This is a genomic window from Amycolatopsis sp. WAC 01376 (genome assembly GCF_003947415.1).
Lineage (GTDB): Bacteria > Actinomycetota > Actinomycetes > Mycobacteriales > Pseudonocardiaceae > Amycolatopsis.
This window is the reverse complement of sequence record NZ_QHKL01000001.1, coordinates 1,387,765-1,408,608: the sequence shown is the minus strand read 5'-3', so window position 1 is coordinate 1,408,608 and position 20,844 is coordinate 1,387,765. Positions and strand designations below refer to the sequence as shown.

Here is a 20,844-nt window from a genome sequence, read left to right as displayed (position 1 = left end):
AGTCACTCCCGTCCAGGCATGGAGGACAGTGGGGGGTATGAGTACTCCGACCTGGGTAGATGTCCTCGAGGCCGCCGAAGCCGTCCACCCGTTCGTGCGACACACGCCGCTGCTGCGCGCCGAGGTCGACGGGCGGCCGCTGGTGCTCAAGCTGGAGCATCTGCAGCGGAGCGGGTCGTTCAAACTGCGGGGCGCGGTGAACGCGCTGCTGAGCGGGCCGTTGCCGGAGCGGGTGCTGACGGCGTCCGGCGGCAACCACGGGCTGGGCGTGGCGACGGCGGCTTCGCTGCTGAATGTGCCCGCGACGGTGTACGTGCCGGAGTCGGCTCCGCAGGCGAAGACGGCCAGGATCGAGGCCGCGGGCGCGAAGCTCATCCGTCACGGAGCGACGTACGCCGAGGCCGCCGCGAAGGCGCTCGAAGCCGCCTCTGAGCCGGGTACGCGGTATCTGCACGCGTACGACGATCCCACCGTCGTCGCTGGTCAGGGCACTGTGGCGGCCGAAGTGGTCCAGGACGCGCCGGACGTCGACGCGTTCTTGGTCGCGGTCGGCGGTGGCGGGCTGGTCGCGGGGACGTCGCTGGCCGGGTTGCCGACGTACGCCGTCGAGCCGGAGCGGTGCCGTGCGCTCGACGCCGCGCTGGCGGCGGGCGAGCCGGTGGACGTGGAGATCGACTCGGTGGCGGCGTCGGCGCTGGGCGCGACCAGGATCGGCAGCGTCCCGTTCGCCGTGCTCCGCGAGCGGGTGACCTCCGCACTGGTCAGCGACGCGGAACTGCTCGCCGCGCGGGACCGGCTCTGGGAGGAGTTCCGCCTCGCCGTCGAACCGGCCGCGGCCGTCCCGTTCGCCGGGTGGCTGGCCGGACGGACCGAGGGCGAGCTGCCCTGCGTCATCCTGTGCGGCGCTAACAGTGACTGGACGCCCGGAGCCTGACCCGGAACTCCGTCCGCCCCGGATGACTGGCGACCCCGACCTGCCCGCCGTGCGCGGCGACGACGGCCGCGACGATGGCCAGCCCGAGTCCGGTGCTGCCCGCCGCCCGTGACCTCGAATCGTCGCCGCGGGCGAAGCGTTCGAAGACGTCCGGGAGGATCGCCGGCGGGATACCCGGACCACTGTCGACAATGGACAGTGTCACCGTCGAGTCCATTATGGACAGCGAAGTGGTGACCTCGGTGCCCGCCGGGGTGTGCGTGCGCGCGTTGCCCAGCAGGTTGATCACCACCTGGTGCAGCTGATCCGCGTCGCCGAGGACGGTGATCGGCTCCGGCGGCACCTCCAGCAGCCACTTGTGCTCCGGCCCGGCGACGTGCGCGTCGGCGACGGCGTCCGCGACCAGCCGGGACAGATCGACCGGCTGGTGCACCACCGGACGGCCGGAGTCGAGCCGCGCGAGCAGCAGCAGATCCTCGACAAGGCCGGTCATCCGTGTCGATTCCGACTCGACCCTGCCCATCGCGAACGCGATGTCCGGCGGCACCTCGGAGCCGGACCGCCGGGTGAGTTCCGCGTAGCCGCGGATGGCCGCGAGCGGGGTCCGCAGTTCGTGGCTGGCGTCCGCGACGAACCGGCGCACCCGGCTCTCACTGGCCTGACGGGCGGACAAGGCGCTCGCGATGTGGCCGAGCATGCGGTTGAGCGCGAAGCCGACCTTGCCGACCTCGGTGCGCGGATCCGTGTCCACTTCGGACACTCGCTCGAACAGCGCGACCTCGCCGCGGTCCAACGGGAGTTCGGCGACCCTGGTCGCGGTGGCGGCCAGCCGGTCGAGGGGTTTCATGGTGCGCCGCACGGTCACCGCACCGAGCGCGCCCGCGAGGAGGATGCCGCCGATGGCCACGCCGCCGAAGATGAAACCGAGGTTCCACAACGTATCCGTGACGTCCTTTGTGGGCAGTCCGGTGATCGCGACGCTGCCGTTGGCCGCCGGTTTGGCCACCACGCGGTATTCCCCGAGTGCCCCGAGGTCCACGTCGGTGGGCTTGTCGGTCGGCGTCGACCGCAGCAGGGCGGACAGCTGGACCTGGCCGATCGGGTCGTGGGGGAACGGATCGGCGATCTTCGCGTCGTAGCTGGACCGCAGCACCGCCGCGATCACGCGCCCGTCCGGGAGGATGGTCACGAACAACGAACCGGTGCTCTGCCCGTACGCGCGCAGGCCCTCGGGAACCCTTTCCCCGCCGGGACGGCCCGGTGGCGGCGGACGGCTCGCGCGTTCACTCGTCTCGGCGAGCCGGGCGTCGAGCTGGTCGAACAGGAAGTCGCGCAACGCCAGTTCGGTCACCACGCCGACCACCAGGCAGACGAGCGCGAGCAGCCCCGCGACCTGCGCGATCAACCGCCGTCGCAGCGACCACGGCCGCCTACCCCGCGGGTTTGAGGACATACCCGGCGCCGCGCATCGTGTGGATCATCGGTTCCCTGTCGGCGTCGATCTTCTTGCGGAGGTAGGAAATGTACAGCTCGACGATGTTGGCCTGGCCGCCGAAGTCGTAGCTCCACACCCGGTCGAGGATCTGCGCCTTCGACAGCACCCGCTTCGGATTCCGCATGAGGTAACGCAGCAGCTCGAACTCGGTCGCGGTCAGCGGCACCAAGTCACCGCCGCGGTGCACTTCGCGGCTGTCCTCGTCCAGCGTCAGGTCTCCGACGACCAGCGTCGAACCGCTCGGCCCGGCCACCCCGCCCGCACGCCGCAACAGCGCGCGCAGCCGCAACGCGACCTCCTCCAGGCTGAACGGTTTGGTGACGTAGTCGTCGCCGCCCGCGGTGAGCCCGGCGATCCGGTCCTCCACCGCGTCCTTCGCGGTCAGGAACAGCACCGGCAGGTTCGGCACCTCGGAACGCAGGCGCCGCAACACGTCCAGGCCGCTCATATCCGGCAGCATGACGTCCAGCACCACCGCGTCCGGCCGGAATTCCCTGGCGACGCGGACCGCCTCGATACCGTCGGCGGCGGTGCGGATGTCCCAGCCCTCCATGCGCAGCGCCATCGACACGAGCTCGGACAGGGTCGCCTCGTCGTCGACGACCAGCACCCGCACGGGGCTGCCGTCGGCACGGCGCAGGCCCGCCTTGCCGGAACCGGGCGAAGGGACGTTCACACTGGTCATGCTGCCATCCTGGGCGGCCCCGATGAGGCTTCTCTGTGTCCCGCCTGTGCGTTTCCTGTGAACGATCACCCTGCCGGGGAGCGAAACACAGCGCGTGCCCACCGACGGCACAGCTTCCGCACAGCGACGGCGCCGACCATGGCCGCAACCGACCACACGGAGGCGACCAGATGACCGAACCGACCAAACCCGCCGAACCCCCGGCGGACGAGACCGCCACCTGGGGTGCGCCTGCCCCGGCGGGTGAACCGAAGAAGACCTGGTCGGGCCGCAAGACCGCGATCGCGGCCGGGGTCGCGGTGGTGATCGCCGCCGGCGGCGGGGCCGCGATCTGGGCCGGAACCGCCGCGAACGGCGCCGAACAGAGCGGGATGATGGGCGGCCCCGGCGGCGGCCGGGTGCTCGTCGGCCCTGGCGGGGGTATGCCGCGCGACACGCTGCACGGCGACTTCGTCGTCTCCGACGGCAAGGGCGGCTACCGCACCGAACGAACGCAGACCGGCGAGATCACCGAGATCAGCGCGACGTCCATCAGCCTGACCAGCAAGGACGGCTACAAGCAGGTCTACACGATCGACGCGTCGACGCGGAAGACGGGCGATCCCAAGACCGGCGAGACGGTGATGGTGAACGCCAGGGTCACCGGCGACACCGCGACGGCGACGACCATCGGCAAACCGGGGCAGAACCAGCGCGGCGGGCCGCCCGGTCAGGGTCAACAGGGTCCGGGCCAACAGGGTCGCTACTGAGCCACGACGGCGAGCAGCGCGGCGGCCGTCTCGGCGGGCTCCTGCCCGGTGGTGTCCAGGACGACGCGGTCGGTGCGGGCCTGCCGCATCCGGGCCGCCTCGGTGATCGCGCGGGCGGCCACCCGGTCCCGTACAACTGGCGGCACGCCGCGTAGTTCGTCACCCGCCAGTAGTGCGCTTTCGCCCTCGGCGCGGCGCCCGACGCGTTCGGTGAGCGTCGGGGCGTCCGCGTCGAGGTGGACGACGGCGACTTCCTCGAAGACCCGCCGGTGCTCCGGAAGGAATTCCCTGGCGACGACGATCAGCCGCTTCGCTCCGGCTTCGCGGTAGCCGCGCCAGACGGCCGCGAGATTCGCCGCCTCCAGTGCCGGATCCGGCCCGGGGTTCGCGAACCCGAGTTGCGCTAGATCGACGTAGGCGACAGGAATTTCGCGCGCCCAGAGGTCCCGAAGCGCGCAGAAGGCGGCCGTCGATTTGCCGACCGCCGTCGGGCCGGTCACCACGGTCACCGGACCGGGCAGTGGCTCCACGACATCCGGCGCCCGGACCGGTCCGTCGCCCACGACGCATCGCGGGAACAGCGCCTCCACGGTCTCCTCGTGCCGCTGCCCGGTCGTGTCCATCGCCTCGCCGAAACCGGTGCGGTCGTAGGCGTCCGCCACCGCGTAAAGGTCGGGCAGCGCGGCGGCGGGTGAACCACGGCCGAGGAACCGGCTCCGGAGTTCGTCGCGATCACACGTCAGCCGAATGAGGGTGAGGTCGAAGCCGCCGCCCTCGAAATGCGGCTCGACACCGTTTTCGGGGTCCACGATCCCGGACACGACGAGCTGCCTGGCACCCCGGGAGCGCAGGATCTCCAGCACCCGCAGCAGATTGGCCGCCTTGATCGCATGTGCGGCTTCGCCACCGCCCGGAGGCGGGCCGATCAGCCCGAACTGGTCGATGTCGACGTACGCGACGTTGCCGCCCGCTTCCACGATGCGCGTGTACAAACCCCAGGCGGTGGTGGATTTCCCGGCTGCCGGCGCCCCGGTCGTCCAGAGCACGGGCGTCTTCGTGGTCCCCATGGCTTTCGATCTTAGGAACCCCTGTCCAGCGAAATAGGGCAGAGTTGGGCGCGTGCGGGACATCAGTGGTTCGCTGGCGAGACAGGCGTACGCGGTCGCGGCCGTCTGTCTGGTCGCCGACGCCGGGCTGTATCTCATCGGCGGACCGCCGCTCTCGCTCGGCTGGCAGGTGTGGGTGCCGCTGGTGGGCGGAATCCTCGCCAACGCCGCGCTCGCCGGGCCTTCGCGGTACTCCGGCTGGGTTTCCGGCGCGCACGCCGTCCTGCTCGTCGCCGCGCCGCTGATGCTGTACCCGTACGACCACTACCTGCAGGCCACGAACGCGGGCGTGCTGATCGCGGGCTACCGCGCGGGCGCCTGGCTCGCGACCAAACCCGCGCTGGCCGCACTCGCCGCGATGCTCGCCGGTCTCGTCGCCTGCAACCTCATCCCGGTCGACCGGGGCGATCGGGACTGGCGGGTGCTGGTCATCGACGTCGGCGTGAGCGGGCTGCTGCCGTGGATGGTCGGCCGCTACACGACCGCGCGGCGCGCGTACATCGCCGATCTCCAGCGCGCGGAGGAACAACGGCAGCAGCACGAAGCGGAGGCCGTCGGCCGGGCCGTCGCCGAAGAACGCACGACGATCGCCCGCGACCTGCACGACGTGATCTCCCACCACGTCAGCGCGATCGGTGTGCACGCCGGCGCCGCGCGGCTCGGGCTGCCAGAAGGAGAACCCGCCGTGCGGCGTTCGCTCTCGGCCGTCGAATCGTCGAGCCGGGCCGCGATGGCCGACCTGCGGCGTCTGCTGGATCTCTTGCACGGCAAGGAGAACGCCGACGCACAGCGGCAGCCGGGGTTGGACAACCTCGACGAACTGCTCGACAACCTCCGCACCGCCGGGCTGCCCGCGCGGCTGACCACCCACGGCGGGTCGCGGGAACTCCCGGGCTCGGTGGACGTCGCGTTGTACCGCATCGCGCAGGAGGCGCTGACGAACGCGCTCCGGCACGGTCGCGGCGGGATCGTCGAGATCGACCTCGCCTACCGGCAGACGGAGGTCGTCCTCACGATCACGAACGAGATGGGCCGCCCGAACACGCCGGCCGAGTCGACGAAACGCGGCCTCGCCGGAATCCGGCAACGGGTCGCGCTGTTCGGCGGCCAGGCGGAATGCGGACCGCTCGACGACGGGCGGCACTGGCGGATTCGAGTCGGTTTTCCTTTGGAGGCACAGTGATCCGGGTTCTGCTGGCGGACGACCACGCGATGTTCCGGTCCGGGATGCGCGCGGTGCTGGACACCCAGGCGGACTTCGAATGCGTCGGCGAGGCCGCGGACGGACGCGAAGCCGTCGCGCAGGCGGCCGCACTGCGCCCGGACGTCGCCGTGCTCGACGTCCGAATGCCCAAATTGGACGGTCTGGCCGCGACCGAGGCGATCATGTCCGCGCCCGGTAACGACACCCGCGTCCTCGTGCTGACGACCTACGACTCCGACGAGTACGTGTATCGCGCACTGCGGGCCGGCGCGAGCGGGTTCCTGTTGAAAAGCCTCGCGCCCGAGGAACTCGTCTCGGCCATGCGCGTCGCCGCACGCGGAGACGCGCTGATCGACCCGACGGTGACCCGGCGGCTCGTGTCGACCTTCGCCACCAGCATCGAACCCGCGGCCGCCCAACCGGCGGAACTGGAACGGCTCACCTCACGCGAACGCGAAGTCCTCATGCTCGTCGCCGACGCCTCCAGCAACGCGGAAATCGCCGCGCATCTGCACGTGGGCGAAGAGACGGTGAAGACCCACGTTTCCCGCATCCTCGCCAAACTGGGGTTGCGCGACCGGGTGCACGCCGTCGTCTACGCGTTCCGGAACGGCCTCGTCGGCAGACGATGATCGGTTCGCCGGACGGGGCTCCCGGTGCCAGAATCACCGCAGGGCACGTCGAGGCGGGGAGCCGTGGATGAAACGCTGGGTGACGCTCACGATCGGACTGGTCTTCCTGCTGGTGGGCGGCGTCTGGGTGCTCCAGGGCGCGGGCGTGCTGACCGGCAGCTTCATGACCGGGCAGAAACTGTGGTTCCTGATCGGGCTCGTCGCGTTCCTGGTCGGGGTGGTGCTGGTGGCGGCCACCGCCCGCCGCCCGCGTCGGGCACCTACCGAGGATTAGCCGCGCCTTTTCGCTTTCGGACTTCCACCGGCCGCCGACACGCGTGATCAGAGAGACGACACGCGTGTCCAGCCGGACGACACGGCCGACGTATCCAGCCCAGCACGCGAGATCCGCTTCCGCACACGCGAGATCCGTCTCCGCGCACGTGACATCCGCCCAGCTACACGCGAGGTCCGCCTCAGGAGGGCGAACTCGCGTGATCAGAGGCGTAACTCGCGTGACTAGGGGCGTAACTCACGTGATTGGACGGCGAACTCGCGTGATCGGAGAGACGACACGCGTGTCCAGAGGGACGGCACGCGTGATTGGAGGCGTAACTCGCGGTTTCAGGCGATCTTGAAGATCGGGTAGCCGGGCGCGATCGCCAGCAGTTCTTCGTCGGAGGCCTTCGCGTCGACACCGTCGAAGAACACGCCGACCTCGAACTTCCAGCGCTTGAGGTACGCGCGCAGGATCGCCGGCTTCTCGTCGTCGGCGAGTTCGGTGTAGGTGAACGTCTCGGTCCGGCGCCCGACGCTGAGCTGTCCTTCACCCGCGACGCGCAGGTTACGCACCCACTGCGTGACACCGCGCGGCGCGACCAGGTAGCGCTCGCCGTCCAGCTTCAGCAGGTTGACCGGGACCGAGCGCAGTTCGCCGCTTTTCCGGCCCCGGACCGAGAGCACCCGGCTGCCCATGACCGAGACGCCGAGTTTCGTCAGCTTGAGCACGAACTCGTTGAACGCGTTGGTGGCCTTGGCCGGCTTGACGTAGCGGGTGGCGGCGGCGGGGGAAGTGGCGGTCATCTCGGCTCCTCGAAGTTTTCGAGAGCAGTGCTCTCTGTTAAGAGCAGTGAACACCAGAGCAGTGCGTCATGTCAAGAGCAGTGCTCTTGTTTTGGTGCGATGCTCTATGGTGAGAGCATGGCTGCCACCCAGACCGCGCGCGAACGCGCCCGAGCCGAGCTCACCCGCGAGATCAAGGACGAAGCCCGCCGCCAGCTCGCCGAAGTCGGCGCGCTCGGTCTCTCGCTCCGCGCGGTCGCGCGGGAGCTGGGCATGGTCTCGTCGGCGCTCTACCGGTACTTCTCCAGCCGGGAACAGCTGCTGACCGCACTGATCGTCGACGCCTACAACGCCGTCGGCGAAGCCGCGGAGGCGGCAGACGACCCCAAGAAGTCCTCGCTGGCGCGGTGGGAGTCGATCTGGCACGCGGTCCGCGCCTGGGCGAAGGCGCACCCGCACGAGTACGCGCTGATCTACGGCTCGCCGATCCCCGGCTACCAGGCCCCGCAGGACACCGTCGCACCCGCGGGCCGGGTGGCGTTCGCGCTGGTCGCGGTCCTGCGCGACGCGAACCTCCGGGTCGAGACCGAGGTCGGCGAGATGCCCGTCGAGTTACTGCACCAGCTCGACGCCGTCACCGAGATCCTCAAGATCAACTTGGCGCCCGAGACAGCCTCCCGGCTGATCATGGCCTGGACCCAGCTGTTCGGGATGATCAACTTCGAGCTGTTCGGCCAGTATGTCGGCTCCGTCGACCCGTCGGACGCCTTCTTCGCGCACGGGATCCGTCAGATGGCCGAGTTCACCGGGATCAAGATGACCGGCTGAGCGCGGTCCAAGACCGCATCAGCAGCTGGACGGCGTCCACCACGTCCTCGTCGCCCGTCCCCTCCGGGCTGAGGAAACGCTGCAACAGGAGACCGTCCTCGAGCGCGTGCAGGATCAACGCGAGGAAGGCCGGGTCCGCTGGCGGTTCCGCGCCCCGCGCGGCGAGCTCGGTCCGGATCGAGGTCTCCAGCAGTGCCCTTGTCGACTTCTCGCCTTCGCCGACGAGCGGGCGCGCGTCGGGATTCCGCAGCGCGTAAAGGGCCAGCTCGGTGCGCAGGGTGAGCCAGCCGGCGAGGTGTTCGGCGCGTTCGACGTTCCACGCGCGCAGGCGGTCCATCATCTCCGCGAAGGAGCCGACGCCCTCACGCAGCGCGGAGACCTCTTCGGCCTCGCGCTGGGTCCGGCGGCGCAGCAGTTCGACGACCAGCTCGTGCTTGCCGTCGAAGTTGCCGTAGAAGGCCCCTCGGGTGAATCCGGCCCGTTCGGCGATCTGCTCGACGGACGTGCCGTTGACCCCGCGTTCGGAGAACAGCTCGGCGGCCGCCGCGAGCAGGCGCTGCCTGGTCTGCTCGCGGCTTTCTTCGCGCGTCAAGCGTTTCGCCGTCACACGGCGATCTTAGAGCTGTGCCGAATCAGCTCTCGGCGGGAGAACTTCCGCTCTTCCGGCCGGTCAGCCACACCCCGCCCGCGAGGACGGCGGCGGCGACCACGACGGCCACCGCGGTGAGCGACCACAAGGCCTGGCTCGCCAAGAACGCGGCGACCGCGCCGAAGAGAACGGCGACGAGGAGCAACGGCGTGGTCCGGACGGCTGTGGCGGCGGGGACGGTCACCATGGGAGCTTTCCCTTCGGGGTGGGGCGCGAAACACTTGGTCTTCGCGGAGGGGACCGCGCCGGGTCGGTGGCCTTACGCCGAGTGGGCACGGATCACCCTTCCGGGCGAGATACCGGCGTGGCGGCTAGCGTCACGACGGGACGACATCGAGGGAAAGGCGGCTCGCGGTGGAGAAGTGGGCGGAGCAGGTCGGCAGGATCCGGGTCATCGGAACCGGGGTGATGGGCCGGGGCATCGTCCAGCGGGCCGTGACGGCGGGGCTCGAGGTCGAGCTCGCCGACGCCCGGCCCGACGCCGTCGGCGAGGCCATCGATCACGTCGGCGCGATGCTCGGCAAGCTCGCTTCGAAGGGCAAGATCACCGAAGAAGCCGCCACGGCCGCGAAAGGCAGGCTGATCGCGGCCGAAGACCCGCTGGCCCCCGCCGACGGTGTCGACCTCGTCATCGAAGCGGTCCGCGAGGACCTCGAGATCAAACGCGCGCTGTTCGCCGAACTGGAACGGATCTGCGGCCCGGACACCGTGTTCGCCACCAACACCAGCTCGCTTTCGGTCACCGAGATCGGTGCCGCGCTGACCGATCCGGGCCGTTTGCTCGGCCTGCACTTCTTCAACCCGGTCCCGCTGATGCGGCTGGTCGAGGTCGTGCCCGGCGCGCGGACGGCCGCGTGGCTGCCGCCCGCCGTGACCGAACTCGTCCGCGGCTGGGGACACGAACCCGTCCTCGCGCGCGACGCGCCGGGTTTCCTGGTCAACCACGCCGGACGCGGGCTGGGCACCGAGGCACTGCAAATCCTCGCCGAGGGGATCGCGACCCCGGCCGAGGTGGACCGCGTCGCGCGTGACGTGCTCGGCTTGAAACTCGGCCCGTTCGAACTGCTGGACCTCACCGGCCTCGACGTCTCGCACGCCGTGCTCGAAAGCATCTGGAGCGGCTTCCACGGCGAACCGCGGCTGCGGCCGTCGTGGCTGACGCGTCCCCGCGTCGCCGCCGGGCTGTTCGGACGCAAGAACGGCGAGGGCTTCTACAGCTACGTCGACGGGCAACAGCAGGTGGAGCCGGAGCCGACCGCGCCGGAGGCCCCCACCACTCCCGTGTGGGTCGACGACGAACGGCTCGGCACGCTGCTTTCCGCGGCGGGGATCCAGGTCGTGCACTCCGCCTACCCGGACACGGTCCTGATCGTCAGCCCGATCGGTTCGTCCACTGTGGACACCGCACTGGCCGCTGGCCTCCCGGCGGAACGGGTCGTCGGCGTCGACCCGCTCGGCGGCTACGGGAAACGCCTGACGCTTTCGGTCCACCCCGCGCTCGACCCGGCCGCGGGCCGCACCGCCTGGGGCGCGCTCGCCGCGACCGGGCTGCCGGTGACGGTGGTCCGCGACGGCCCCGCGCCGATCGCGCAGCGGCTGCTGGCGTCGATCGTCAACACCGCCTGCTTCATCGCCGGACAGCGGCTCGCCACACCGGAGGACATCGACACCGCCGTCCGGCTCGGCCTCGGCTACCCTCGCGGCCCGCTGACCTGGGGCGACGAAGCGGGCGCGGACCTCCTGCTGCGGGTCCTGCGCGGACTCGTCGCGAGCACCGGCGATCAGCGCTACCGGCCGAGCCCCTGGCTGACCGAACGCGTCGCGCTCGGCCTGCCGCTCACCTCGACGGGCACCGTCCCCGCCGACCTCCTGCGCTGAGGCCCCCAAGCGCGTGAAGGCCCCCTTCCCTCGGCTGAGCCGAGGGAAGGGGGCCTTCACGCGCGATCAGTGCCTACCAGGGGCGGTCGGTCACCGAACCGTTGGAGGCGTTCCAGAACACGTAGCCGCCCTGGAAGTTGTTCTGCCTTCCGCCGGTGACGACGAGTTCGTCGCTGGTCGGGTAACGCAGGTAAGAACGTTCCCAGCCGAGCGCCGCCCAGCGCTTGCGGATCTCGCCCCACACGCCGTGCGCGTCGGTCGCCATCGACCAGTAGATGGAACCGGCCTTGGTGAAGTGGGTGTACCGGCCGACGCCGTCCGGGGTCGCCGCCTCGTCCGTGGCCGGGTATCCCATGGGCCCGGCTTCCCAGCCGAGCGCCGCCCAGCGGACGCGGATCCGGCCGTGGATCGCCCTCGCGTCCGTCTGGACGGTGTAGTAGATCGAACCGGCCTTGCTGAAGTGGTTGTAGCGGCCGAGCCCGTCCGGAGTGCCCGCCTCGTCGGTGCTCGGGTAACCCAGCGGTCCCCGCTCCCAGTCGAGCGACGCCCACTTCTGCCGGATCCTGCCGTAGATCGGGTGGGCTCCGGTGTTCACGGTGTAGTAGATCGACGACTGCAGAACGCCGGGCCAGACCGGGAAGTGGTTGTACCGGGCGACACCGTCCGGAGTGGCCTGTTCGTCGGTGGCGGGCGGGCCGAACTTCACATGCCCACCGGCGGCGAGGTACTTCTTGAGGATCTCGCCTTCGATCTGCTTGACGCCCGTCTCCTTCGACCAGTACAGCCGCCCGCGCTCGTAGGTGCGGAAGCGGACCGTGCCGTCGACGGCTTCGGGTGCGGTCGGCGCGCCGAGTCGTTGCGCCAGCGCGGGTTCGTCGCGGTAGCGCTTGTCGATCGGCGTGATGTAGTTCGCCGTGATCGTCTGGTCGACGGTGCCCATGGTGATGTTCGTCAGCCGCCCGGTGGCCCCGTTGGACCAGCCGGTGAAGGTCGACGAACCGTCGGAAGCGACCTCGGCCGCCTGGATCTCGACGGTCGCGCCTTCGACCACCATCGCCGAAGTGGCGCCGCCTTCCGGCGTGATGCCGAGCGCCGCGGCGATGTTGCTGGTCAGGGTCAGCCGGTGCTCGCGCGGCTTCGCGACGTAGGTCTTCGAGACCGTGACGCCGGCGCTGTCGGTCGCCGTCGCGGTGAACTCCAGGTTGGAGTCCGTGTGATCGGTGAACGGCATGGTGAACTCGGGGCCGGTGCCGCCGCGGTCGGGATGCGCGTGGCAGACCGCGTTCTCCGGGCAGTGCCGGACCAGCGTGGTCCAGGTGACCGGGAGGGCGCCGTCCTCGGTGTCGGTGATGGTCGCGCCGACCTTGACCTCCTCGCCGACCGCGAACAGGCGGTCACCGGGGTCGGTCATGACGAGCTTCGGCGAGTGGTTTCCGGGCGCCACGGCGATGTCCGTGCTCCCGGAGGCCTGCAGGCCGTCCTTCACCGTCAGTTTCGCGGTGAACTTCTCGGTCCCGGCCGCGTAGGTGTGGCTGACCTTCGCGCCGGTGCCGGTGGTGCCGTCACCGAAGTCCCACTGGTAGGTCAGCGGGTCGTCGTCGAAGTCGTAGGAACCGCTGCCGTCGAAGGAGACCGTGCGGGTTTCGGGGTTCGTCTCCGAAGTCGCCACCGCGACGGGAGCCTTGTTCCCGGTGGTGTAGCTGAGCCGTCGCAGCAGGCCGGTGTAGATGTCGGCGTACACGATGTCGCCGTTGGCCGCGGCGAGGAATTTGACCGGACCACCGATGCCGGTGAACTTCGGCGGCGTCTCCTGCGGGCGGACGACGCGGCCCTGCGTGTCGTACTTGGCCGTCCAGAGCTTCTGGGTGGCGTAGTCACCGAAGAAGTACGCGCCGCGGTATTCCTCCGGGTACGACTCTCCATTGTAGACAATTCCGGCGGTGATGCTGTTGCCGTTGTCGACGCCCTGCCCGTGGCGGATCGCCAGCATCGGCGGGGTGTTCACGGCCGACGCGCACTGCGGCATCGCGGAGAAACCGTCGGAGGGCTGGTTGCCCTCGAAACACGGCCAGCCGTGGTTCGCGCCCTTCTGGACGAAGTTGATCTCTTCCCAGGTGCCCCAGCCGACGTCGCCGACCACCGGCAGGCCGGTGCTGGCGTCGAGGCTGAACCGGAACGGGCTGCGGAAACCGCTCGCGAACACCTTGGAGCGCAGCGAGGTCGGGTTCGCCGCGGTGTAGTAGGGGTTGTCCGGCACGCCTGCGCCGTCCGCGGTGATGTGGAAGATCTTGCCGAAGATCTTGTCGAGGTCGTACACGTTGAGCGCGAACGGGTCGGCCGCGCCCTGGAAGCGGGAGCTGTCGCCGGTCGAGACCCACACCGTGCCGTCGGGGGCGGCCACGACACCGGTGATGCCGTGGATGTCGGTGTTGGCGGCGCCCTCGATGAGCACCTTTTCGCCGGTCAGCCCGGTCGGCCGGTCGGTGCCGGAGACGGTCCAGCGCGAGGCGCGCAGGGCGATCCCGCCGCCGGCGACGTCGACCGCGCGGGCTGTGTAGATCGCGCGGGAGGTGGCGTAGTCGGGTGCGATCGCGATACCGACCAGCCCGAGGTCGCCGGTGCTGCGAACGGACAGGGTCGCGATGCTCTGCGTCTGTCCGGTGGTGGACACCCAGGCGACGTTGCCCTGCTTTCCGGTGGTCAGCATCGAGCCGTCGGGCAGGTAGGCGAAGTCGGTCAGGTCGTATGGAGCCTGCCCGCTCTGCTGGTCACGCAGGACGAAGCCGGGCGGCATAACGGGTGCGGCGGACGCGGAAGTCGACGTCAGCGGCACCAGCAAGGTCACTATCAGCAACGTCACGACGGCGTGACAGAGCGCGCGGAATTTCGAAGGCATGCAAGGGCCCCTTCCCCAGTCGAACGTCTCATCGACGGGGCCCAGGTGCGCATTTCACACTTTCGAGTGCCTTTATCGAATTGTGATCACCACCTTCGGTCGATCACCTGCCCCGTGCTCCGGTTCCACGTGACGTAGCCGCCTTGGAAGCTGTTCTGCCGTCCGATGGGGATGCCGAACTCGTCCGTCGCCGGGTAGCGCAGGTACGACCGCTCCCAGCCGAGCGCGGCCCAGCGCTGCCGGATCGCCCCGTAGATCGCGTGCGCGTCGGTGGCCATCGTCCAGTAGACCGAGCCCGCCTTCGTGAAGTGGTTGTACCGGCCGGCGCCGTCGGGGGTCGGGAGCTCGTCCGTCGCCGGGTAGCCGAGCGGCCCCCTCTCCCAGCCCAGTGCCGCCCATTTGACCCGGATCCGCCCGTACACCGGATGCGCGCCGGTCGACGGCGTCCAGTAGATCGAGGACTGCGCCGTGCCCGGCCAGTTCGGGAAGTGGTTGTACCGCCCGACGCCGTCCGGAGTGGCGGCCTCGTCCGTCGCGGGCGGACCGAACTTCCGGTGCCCGCCGAGCGCGAGGTACTTCTTGAGGATCTCGCCTTCGATCTGCTTCACGCCGGTCTCGGCGCTCCAGTAGAGCCTGCCGCCCGCGTACGCCCGGTAGCGCACGGTCCCGTCGGTGATCTCGGGCCCGGCCGGCGCGCCGAGCCGTTGCCGCAGCGCGGGTTCCGCCTGATAGCGCTTGTCGATCGGGGTGAGGTAGTTCGCGGTCATGGTCAGGTCGTGCGCCGGGACGGTGACGGTCACCGTGCGCGACGTCCTCCCGTCGGACCAGTTCACGAACGTCGAAACGCCGTCCGCGGCGACCTCCTCCGCCACCACCTCGAACGTCGCACCCTCGGTCACCATCGCCGTGCTCACCCCGCCCTCGGCCGGGATGCTCAACGCCGCGGGGACGCTGCCGGCCAGCGTCAGCCGGTGCTCACGCGGCAGGGCGACGTAGGTCCTGCTCGCCGCCACCCCGGCACTGTCGGTCACCGTCGCGGTGATCTCGACGCGGGAGTCCTGATGATCGGTGAAGGGCACGGTGAAATCCGGTCCGCCGCCCGGCGAACCGGGATGCGCGTGACAGGTCGCCTCCTCCGGGCAGTGCCGGATCAGCGTGGTCCAGGCGACCGGCAGCGCGCCGTCCTCGGCATCGGTCGCCGTCACCCCGACGACGACCGGTTCCCCGACCGCGAAGGTCCGCGCGCCGGGATCCGTCATCACCGGATCCGGCGAATGGTTTCCCGGAACCACGACCACATCGGTGCCGCCGGAGGCACCGAGCCGGTCGGTGACGGTGAGCCGCGCGCTCGCACTCGTCATTCCGGCACCGTAGGCGTGGGTCACCCGGACCCCGGTCTGGCTCGTACCGTCGCCGAAATCCCAGTGGTAGGTCAGCGGATCGCCGTCGAAGTCGTAGGACCCGGCGCCGTCGAAGGTCACCGTCCTCGTCGACGGCTCGGTGCTCGACGCCGCCACCGCGACCGGTTCCGCGTTCGTCCCCGGATAGCTGAGCCGCCGCAGGTTCCCGGTGTGGATGTCGGCGTACACGATGTCGCCGTTGGCCGCGGCCGCGAACTTGACCGGGCCGCCGACGCCGGTGAACTTCGGCGGCCGTTGCGGTGCCTGGACGAGCCTGCCCTGGCTGTCGTACGTCATCGTCCAGATCTTCTGCGTGACGTAGTCGCCGAAGAAGAAGGCGCCGCGGTATTCGTCCGGATAGGACGATCCACTGTAGACGATTCCGGCGGTGACACTGTTCCCTTCGTCGACCCCGGAACCGTGGTGGTACGCGGTGATCGGCGGCGTGTTCACCACACCCGCGCAACCGGCGAGGCCGGCGTATCCGGGCGTCGGAGAATTCCCTTCCCAACAAGGCCAACCGTGGTTCGCGCCCGGCCGCACGACGTCGACCTCTTCCCAGGTGTTCCAGCCGACGTCGCCCACGACCGGCAGGCCGAGCCGCGGGTCGAGGGAGAACCGGAACGGGCTGCGGTAACCGCTGGAGAAAACCTTGGAGCGATTCGAATTCGGCGCCGCGGCGGAGTAATAAGGGTTGCCGGGCAAGCCGACGCCATCCGGCGTGACGTGCAGGATCTTGCCGTACAGCTGATCGAGGTCGAGTGCGCGCAACGCGCCCGGATCCATCCTGGTGAAGTCGGCGGCGTCACCGATGGAGATCCACAACGTCCCGTCCGATGCTGCGACGAGCCCGGAGACTCCGTGGACGTTGTGGAACCCGGGAAGGTCGACGAGCACTCGTTCGTTCGCGAGTCCGGTGGGGATGTCCGTTCCGGTCACCGTCCAGCGCGCCACCCGCATGGTGAACGCGCCGCCGCCCGTGTCGAACGACCATGCGAGGTAGATCCGGCGCGAGATGGCGAAATCCGGGGCGACGGCGAGACCGACGAGGCCGAGATCCCCGTTGTCGTGGACGGGAAGGGTCGCGACCGTCCGTGCCGGACCGGTCACGGGCACCCAGGCGACCTTGCCGCTCTTGCCGATACTGAGCACCGAACCGTCCGGCAGATAAGCGAAATCGGTCAGGTCGAACGCGGCCTGACCGCTCGGCTGATCACGCAACACGAAGCCGGACGGCAGGGTGGGCGCCGCGCTCGCTTCCGGAGCGGCAACCCATCCCGGGAGAAGCAGGATGGCAACCGACAAGGCCACGAGTATGCGAGTGAGTGCCCGGCTCGGCTTCATCGGCGCTTCCCCATTTCCGGCGTGTCATGGCAGGTCGCCGGGGAAGGCCGGGTCATTGCGGAATCCGTGCCGAAGCAACCGAACCGCAATGATCCACACGAGAACGCTGCCTCACCGTGGTCGTGAGTGGCGATTCGGGTTACTGGGCCGAAAGTGCCTTAGGTATCTACTGCGGGTGGCGGGTTCACGTGACTGACCGGACGACTCGTGGCGGGCCCCCGCCGCGGTCGAGTCGTCCATCCAGTCACGCGTGTCGTCCGCCGGATCACGCGTGTCGTCCGGTCGATCACGTGACATGGCCGGTACAGGTAGTCGTGAGTGGCGATTCGGGTCAGAACCCGACTCGCCGCGTAGCTTTAAGTCGATCTTGAGCGGCTGCGGACCCGAGACGCGACTGTCCACACCGGACACTAGTCCGGCTCTGGGTGCCCGATTTGGGTGCTTTGCGCAGCTACGAGAGGGGGTCGTGAGTGGCAATGAGGGCTAGAACGACCTTTGCCACTCACGACCCCTTGACAGAACCGCCCATTTCGTCATCAATCGGACACGCAGGCATCGAAATATGTCCACAGTGGACACCAGGAGCGTGCCGGCTCCCGTCGGCCAGGGCAACCGAGCGCGTGACCTGCGGCAACCGTCGCCACTTGGTAGAACCCGAATCACGACCCTCAGGCCACGACCTGCACCATGTCGCCGTTCTGCAGCGTCGTGAAGTACTTCTGCGAAGCCGCCGCGGACAGGTGGATGCAGCCGTGCGAGTACACCGAGAGGCTGCCGGTGTGGAACGCGATGCCCGGCAGGAAGAACACCGAGTTCGGCATCGGCGCGTCGAACTGCTTCGAGTGGTAGTTCTTGACCTTGGCCGAAACGTGGAAGACCCCGGTCGGCGTGGCGTGCCCCTTCTTGCCGGGCAGCTGCTTGACGGGGCCGTAGATGACCTTGCCGTCCTGCAGCAGCCACGTCTTCAGCGCGGAGAGGTCCACACAGGCGCTCACGCCCGGCGAGGCCAGTGCGGCCTTGCAGGGGACGGCGGCGGCGTTGGCGGCGGGCTTGGCCGCCGGTTTCGGCGTGGGCTTCGGCGTCGGCTTGGGCTTCGAAGATGTCGGCTTCGGCTTGGAGCTGGAGCTACTGGGCGTCGGCGTAGGCGTCGGCGAAGACGTGGCAGGCGCCGACGTGGTCGTGGTCCCGCCCACCGGGCCGCCCTGCGCGACGGCGCCGCCACCGGGCGCGCTGCCGCCGGCGTTGCCGGAACACGCGGTCAGCACCAGCGCCGTGGCCAGTGCGCTCACCCCCACCAGGAACTTCTTCACGACCCGTACCCCCGTTTGCCCGTAGTCCTGCTGACATGGGTAAAGACGGAGGTCACCCGTCCGGGGTTGTTGATCGGAAGGTCACGATCGCGTCTCAGGGCACGCGGCCGACGACCCGCGCGTACATCCGGCCCGGATTGGCGCCTTCGTCCAGATATCCGGGCAGCGGCGGCAGGTCCCGCGCGAACACGGCCAGCCGCCCGAACAGTTCGTCCGCGTCGGACGGACGCCGTTCCGGGTCCTTCTCCAGGAGATCCGCGAGCAGCACCCGCAGTCCATCCGGGACACCGTCCACTTCGGCCGGGCTCTCCTTGACCTGCTTCTCGAAGACCGCGTACGCCGTCGGGCCGGTGAAGAGCTGCCTGCCGGTCAGCATTTCGTGCAGGACGCAGCCCAGCGCGTACAGATCGCTGCGCGGCCCGGCGATCCCGCGCTGGATCTGCTCGGGCGCCATGTACGCGGGGGTGCCCAGGATCTGCCCGGCACGGGTGAACTGGGCGACGTCGGTCTCGCGCAGCATCGCGAGCCCGAAGTCGAGCACCTTCACGCTGCCGTCGGGACACAACATCAGGTTGGTGGGCTTGAGATCGCGGTGGCAGATCGAAAGCGCGTGCGCGGCGGACAGCACGGCGCAGGCCTGCGCCGCGATCGCGGCCGCCGTCGGCACCGGCAGCGGCCCGTGTTCGGCGGCGAGATCGGCGACGGTCACGCCCTCGATGAACTGCATGACCTGGTACAGCCGCTCGTCGTAGGTGCCGAAGTCGTACAGCGTCGGCGCGCCCGCGTGTTCCAGGGTCGCGAGGATCCGCGCCTCGCGGATGAACCGCTGCTCGAGTTCGGCGTCCGGACCGCCGGGGAGCCCGAGGAACTTCACCGCCACGCGGCGGCCGAGATGCCGGTCGTGGCCCGCGTAGACCGCGCCCATCCCACCCCGGCCGAGCGGCAGCTCGTCGAGTTCGTAGCGATCGGCGATCAGCAACCTAGTTCTCCGGCTCGAGCTGTCCTTCGGTGAGCCCCGCCAAGCCTAGCCGCACCAGCTCCAGGCCCGATTCCGCCGCCTCGCGCAGGGCGGCCTCGAAGGTGGCGAGCCGGGTGAAGGCCGCCCCGTAGGACCGCTGTGTCTCGATGGGCAGGCGCGGGATCCGGGTGCGCTTGAGGTCGATCCTGGTCGAGGAGGTCGGCGCGACCTGCCCGGCCGCGCGCAGGCAGCCGGCGAGGAACGCGGCGTCCAGCCGTTCGGGATCGGTGCGGTACTTGGACATCGTCGGCTCCGCCGGGACCATCTCTCCACTGTGGACATACGCGGGTACGGCGGGCGACGCGACGACATCGCCCTCTTCCACCGATTCCGGCACGATGAGCACGCCGGACTTCAGCAGCTCGCCGATCGTGGTGAACGCCGGCTTCTCGTCGGAAACCGCCAGCGACGGCAGTTCCGGCCGGATCCCGTCGAACCGCTTCCGGACTTCCAGGAACGCCTCACCCGCGTGTTCGTCCCGCGCCTGATGCCGTGCCGGGGAAAGGTCGATCTCCTCGTCGAGCAGGTCGATGATCCGGACCGCGCCCGGCACCTCGGCGCCGCGCAGATGCGCTCGCCACTGTTCCTCCACAGTGGACGGATCGGCCGACAGGAGAAGCCGGGACGGCGGCCGCTCCCCGGGTTCCGGTCGGCGCAACAGCCAGAGATCCGCTCCGGCGACGGTCACCACCGCGCGCAAAGCCCCGGCCCGCAACAGGTTCCCGCGGATCCGCCGTCCGGTGCGGCGTCCGGCGGCGGCGGGCGGCATGCGGATCGCGACCAGCCCGCCGGGCTTCACATGCGCGAGACAGTGCTGGACCCACGCCAGTTCCGGTTCGCCTCGCGGCGGCTGGCCGTACTTCCACCGCGGGTCGCCGACGAGGTCGTCGTAGCCCCATTCGCGTTCGTTGAACGGCGGATCGCAGACGACGGCGTCCGCGAGAACCCCTTCGTAGGAGTCCATCGACAGCGCGTCCGCGCCATACATCTCCATGTCGGCCCCCGCGAGCAGCAGCCGATGCGCGGCGATGCACGAGGTCGCCGGATCGTCGACCTGGCCGAGCAGCCGGGTCCCGCCGGAGGCGAGCAGCAGGGTCCCGAGCCCGCACGCGGGGTCGAGCACGACGCCGGGTTCGGGACCGATGAGGCGGGCCACCAGCGCGGCCACCGGCCCGGGAGTGACGGGCAGCCGTCGGGAGTGCGCCTCGACGTAGCGCTCGCACAGGAACTCGAAGGCGTCCCGCGCGCCCTGCTCGTCGGCGAAGCGGTCCACCAGTTCGAACAGCTCGACATCGTCGTAGCGGGGCGAAAAGGTCCATTCCCGGACACCTCGTCGCGACAGGTAGGCGCCCACCCTGCCGACCCGGTCGCCGAGCGCCAGGTCGTCGCCGAGGTTCCGCAGCCGCTGCCAGATCCGGTCACCGAGCGAGATCTCGACCGGTTTGCCGCGCTCACGCAGCCAGTGTTCGACGTGGACAAGGGAAAAGAGGGGGCTCGACGCCGTCCCGCCGACGGGCGGCGGAAAATCTCCGTAACGTCGACGCCAGTTGCTCACCGCGGCGCGGCCGACGCCGGCGATCCGCGCGATGTCCGCCGCGCTGACGGTGGCTTGCTCCTCCATCGGCGCATCGTAACCGACAGCTGAGCATTCCAGCCCTTTGTTTGTGAACTCAGT

General features: G+C 69.8%; 18 protein-coding genes. 7 read left to right on the top strand and 11 right to left on the bottom strand.

All coding sequences use genetic code 11. The features are described 5' to 3' along the window. Positions 1-37 precede the first annotated feature (37 nt). A complete protein-coding gene (locus tag DMH03_RS06750) occupies positions 38-934 on the top strand; it encodes a serine/threonine dehydratase (RefSeq protein WP_125791067.1) in 897 nt (298 codons plus the stop codon). On the opposite strand, the gene DMH03_RS06745 is transcribed toward DMH03_RS06750, so the two are convergent. Then, on the bottom strand, positions 906-2,387 hold the full coding sequence (locus DMH03_RS06745; RefSeq protein WP_125791066.1) for an ATP-binding protein: 1,482 nt from the start codon (positions 2,385-2,387) through the stop codon (positions 906-908). The genes DMH03_RS06750 and DMH03_RS06745 overlap by 29 nt on opposite strands. Next, positions 2,365-3,114 carry a response regulator transcription factor gene (locus DMH03_RS06740; RefSeq protein WP_125791065.1) on the bottom strand — a complete coding sequence of 250 codons (750 nt, stop codon included), beginning with the start codon at positions 3,112-3,114 and terminating at the stop codon, positions 2,365-2,367. The genes DMH03_RS06745 and DMH03_RS06740 overlap by 23 nt, the downstream gene beginning before the upstream one ends. Before the next feature lie 170 nt (positions 3,115-3,284). Here DMH03_RS06740 and DMH03_RS06735 point away from each other — a divergent pair, with 170 nt between their 5' ends. Next, positions 3,285-3,863, top strand: a complete 579-nt coding sequence (locus DMH03_RS06735; protein WP_125791064.1) for a hypothetical protein — start codon at positions 3,285-3,287, stop codon at positions 3,861-3,863. Here DMH03_RS06735 and DMH03_RS06730 read toward each other — a convergent pair. Beyond that, positions 3,857-4,930 (bottom strand): hypothetical protein, encoded by a 1,074-nt coding sequence (locus DMH03_RS06730; RefSeq protein WP_125791063.1) that lies wholly within the window; start codon positions 4,928-4,930, stop codon positions 3,857-3,859. The genes DMH03_RS06735 and DMH03_RS06730 overlap by 7 nt on opposite strands. A gap of 52 nt (positions 4,931-4,982) precedes the next feature. On the opposite strand from DMH03_RS06730, the gene DMH03_RS06725 reads away from it, so the two are divergent. From DMH03_RS06725 to DMH03_RS06715, 3 genes are all read left to right on the top strand, one after another. Beyond that, positions 4,983-6,152, top strand: coding sequence for a sensor histidine kinase (locus DMH03_RS06725; RefSeq protein WP_125791062.1), 1,170 nt, complete (start codon positions 4,983-4,985; stop codon positions 6,150-6,152). Then, on the top strand, positions 6,149-6,805 hold the full coding sequence (locus DMH03_RS06720; protein ID WP_125791061.1) for a response regulator transcription factor: 657 nt from the start codon (positions 6,149-6,151) through the stop codon (positions 6,803-6,805). The genes DMH03_RS06725 and DMH03_RS06720 overlap by 4 nt, the downstream gene beginning before the upstream one ends. A gap of 67 nt (positions 6,806-6,872) precedes the next feature. After that, complete coding sequence (locus DMH03_RS06715) at positions 6,873-7,079, top strand: hypothetical protein (RefSeq protein ID WP_125791060.1); 207 nt, start codon at positions 6,873-6,875, stop codon at positions 7,077-7,079. A gap of 329 nt (positions 7,080-7,408) precedes the next feature. Here the strand turns inward: DMH03_RS06715 and DMH03_RS06710 are convergent, their stop codons facing one another. Next, entirely contained in the window at positions 7,409-7,867 is a 459-nt protein-coding gene (locus tag DMH03_RS06710) for a nitroreductase/quinone reductase family protein (protein WP_125791059.1), read from the bottom strand. A gap of 117 nt (positions 7,868-7,984) precedes the next feature. Between DMH03_RS06710 and DMH03_RS06705 the strand changes: the two genes are divergently transcribed. Next, complete coding sequence (locus DMH03_RS06705; RefSeq protein ID WP_199748693.1) at positions 7,985-8,674, top strand: TetR/AcrR family transcriptional regulator; 690 nt, start codon at positions 7,985-7,987, stop codon at positions 8,672-8,674. Here the strand turns inward: DMH03_RS06705 and DMH03_RS06700 are convergent. Further along, positions 8,658-9,281: a TetR/AcrR family transcriptional regulator gene (locus tag DMH03_RS06700; RefSeq protein WP_125784941.1), complete on the bottom strand. Its 624-nt coding sequence runs from the start codon at positions 9,279-9,281 to the stop codon at positions 8,658-8,660. The two genes, DMH03_RS06705 and DMH03_RS06700, sit on opposite strands and share 17 nt — an antisense overlap. A 25-nt stretch (positions 9,282-9,306) precedes the next feature. Then, positions 9,307-9,510, bottom strand: a complete 204-nt coding sequence (locus tag DMH03_RS06695) for a hypothetical protein (RefSeq protein WP_125791057.1) — start codon at positions 9,508-9,510, stop codon at positions 9,307-9,309. A gap of 167 nt (positions 9,511-9,677) precedes the next feature. Here DMH03_RS06695 and DMH03_RS06690 point away from each other — a divergent pair, with 167 nt between their 5' ends. Further along, positions 9,678-11,201, top strand: a complete 1,524-nt coding sequence (locus DMH03_RS06690) for a 3-hydroxyacyl-CoA dehydrogenase (protein ID WP_125791056.1) — start codon at positions 9,678-9,680, stop codon at positions 11,199-11,201. Positions 11,202-11,274: 73 nt separating this feature from the next. Here the strand turns inward: DMH03_RS06690 and DMH03_RS06685 are convergent, their stop codons facing one another. From DMH03_RS06685 to DMH03_RS06665, 5 genes are all read right to left on the bottom strand, one after another. Then, entirely contained in the window at positions 11,275-14,097 is a 2,823-nt protein-coding gene (locus DMH03_RS06685; protein WP_125791055.1) for a PQQ-dependent sugar dehydrogenase, read from the bottom strand. An 86-nt stretch (positions 14,098-14,183) separates the two neighbouring features. Beyond that, positions 14,184-16,841, bottom strand: a complete 2,658-nt coding sequence (locus tag DMH03_RS06680; protein ID WP_125791054.1) for a PQQ-dependent sugar dehydrogenase — start codon at positions 16,839-16,841, stop codon at positions 14,184-14,186. 668 nt (positions 16,842-17,509) lie between these two features. Next, the gene (locus tag DMH03_RS06675) at positions 17,510-18,151 is read right to left on the bottom strand and encodes a L,D-transpeptidase (protein ID WP_125791053.1); all 642 of its coding nucleotides are present in this window, start codon (positions 18,149-18,151) and stop codon (positions 17,510-17,512) included. Positions 18,152-18,245: 94 nt separating this feature from the next. Beyond that, positions 18,246-19,130, bottom strand: coding sequence for a serine/threonine-protein kinase (locus DMH03_RS06670; protein WP_125791052.1), 885 nt, complete (start codon positions 19,128-19,130; stop codon positions 18,246-18,248). Between the two features lies 1 nt (position 19,131). Continuing rightward, complete coding sequence (locus tag DMH03_RS06665; protein WP_125791051.1) at positions 19,132-20,790, bottom strand: N-6 DNA methylase; 1,659 nt, start codon at positions 20,788-20,790, stop codon at positions 19,132-19,134. Positions 20,791-20,844 lie beyond the last annotated feature (54 nt).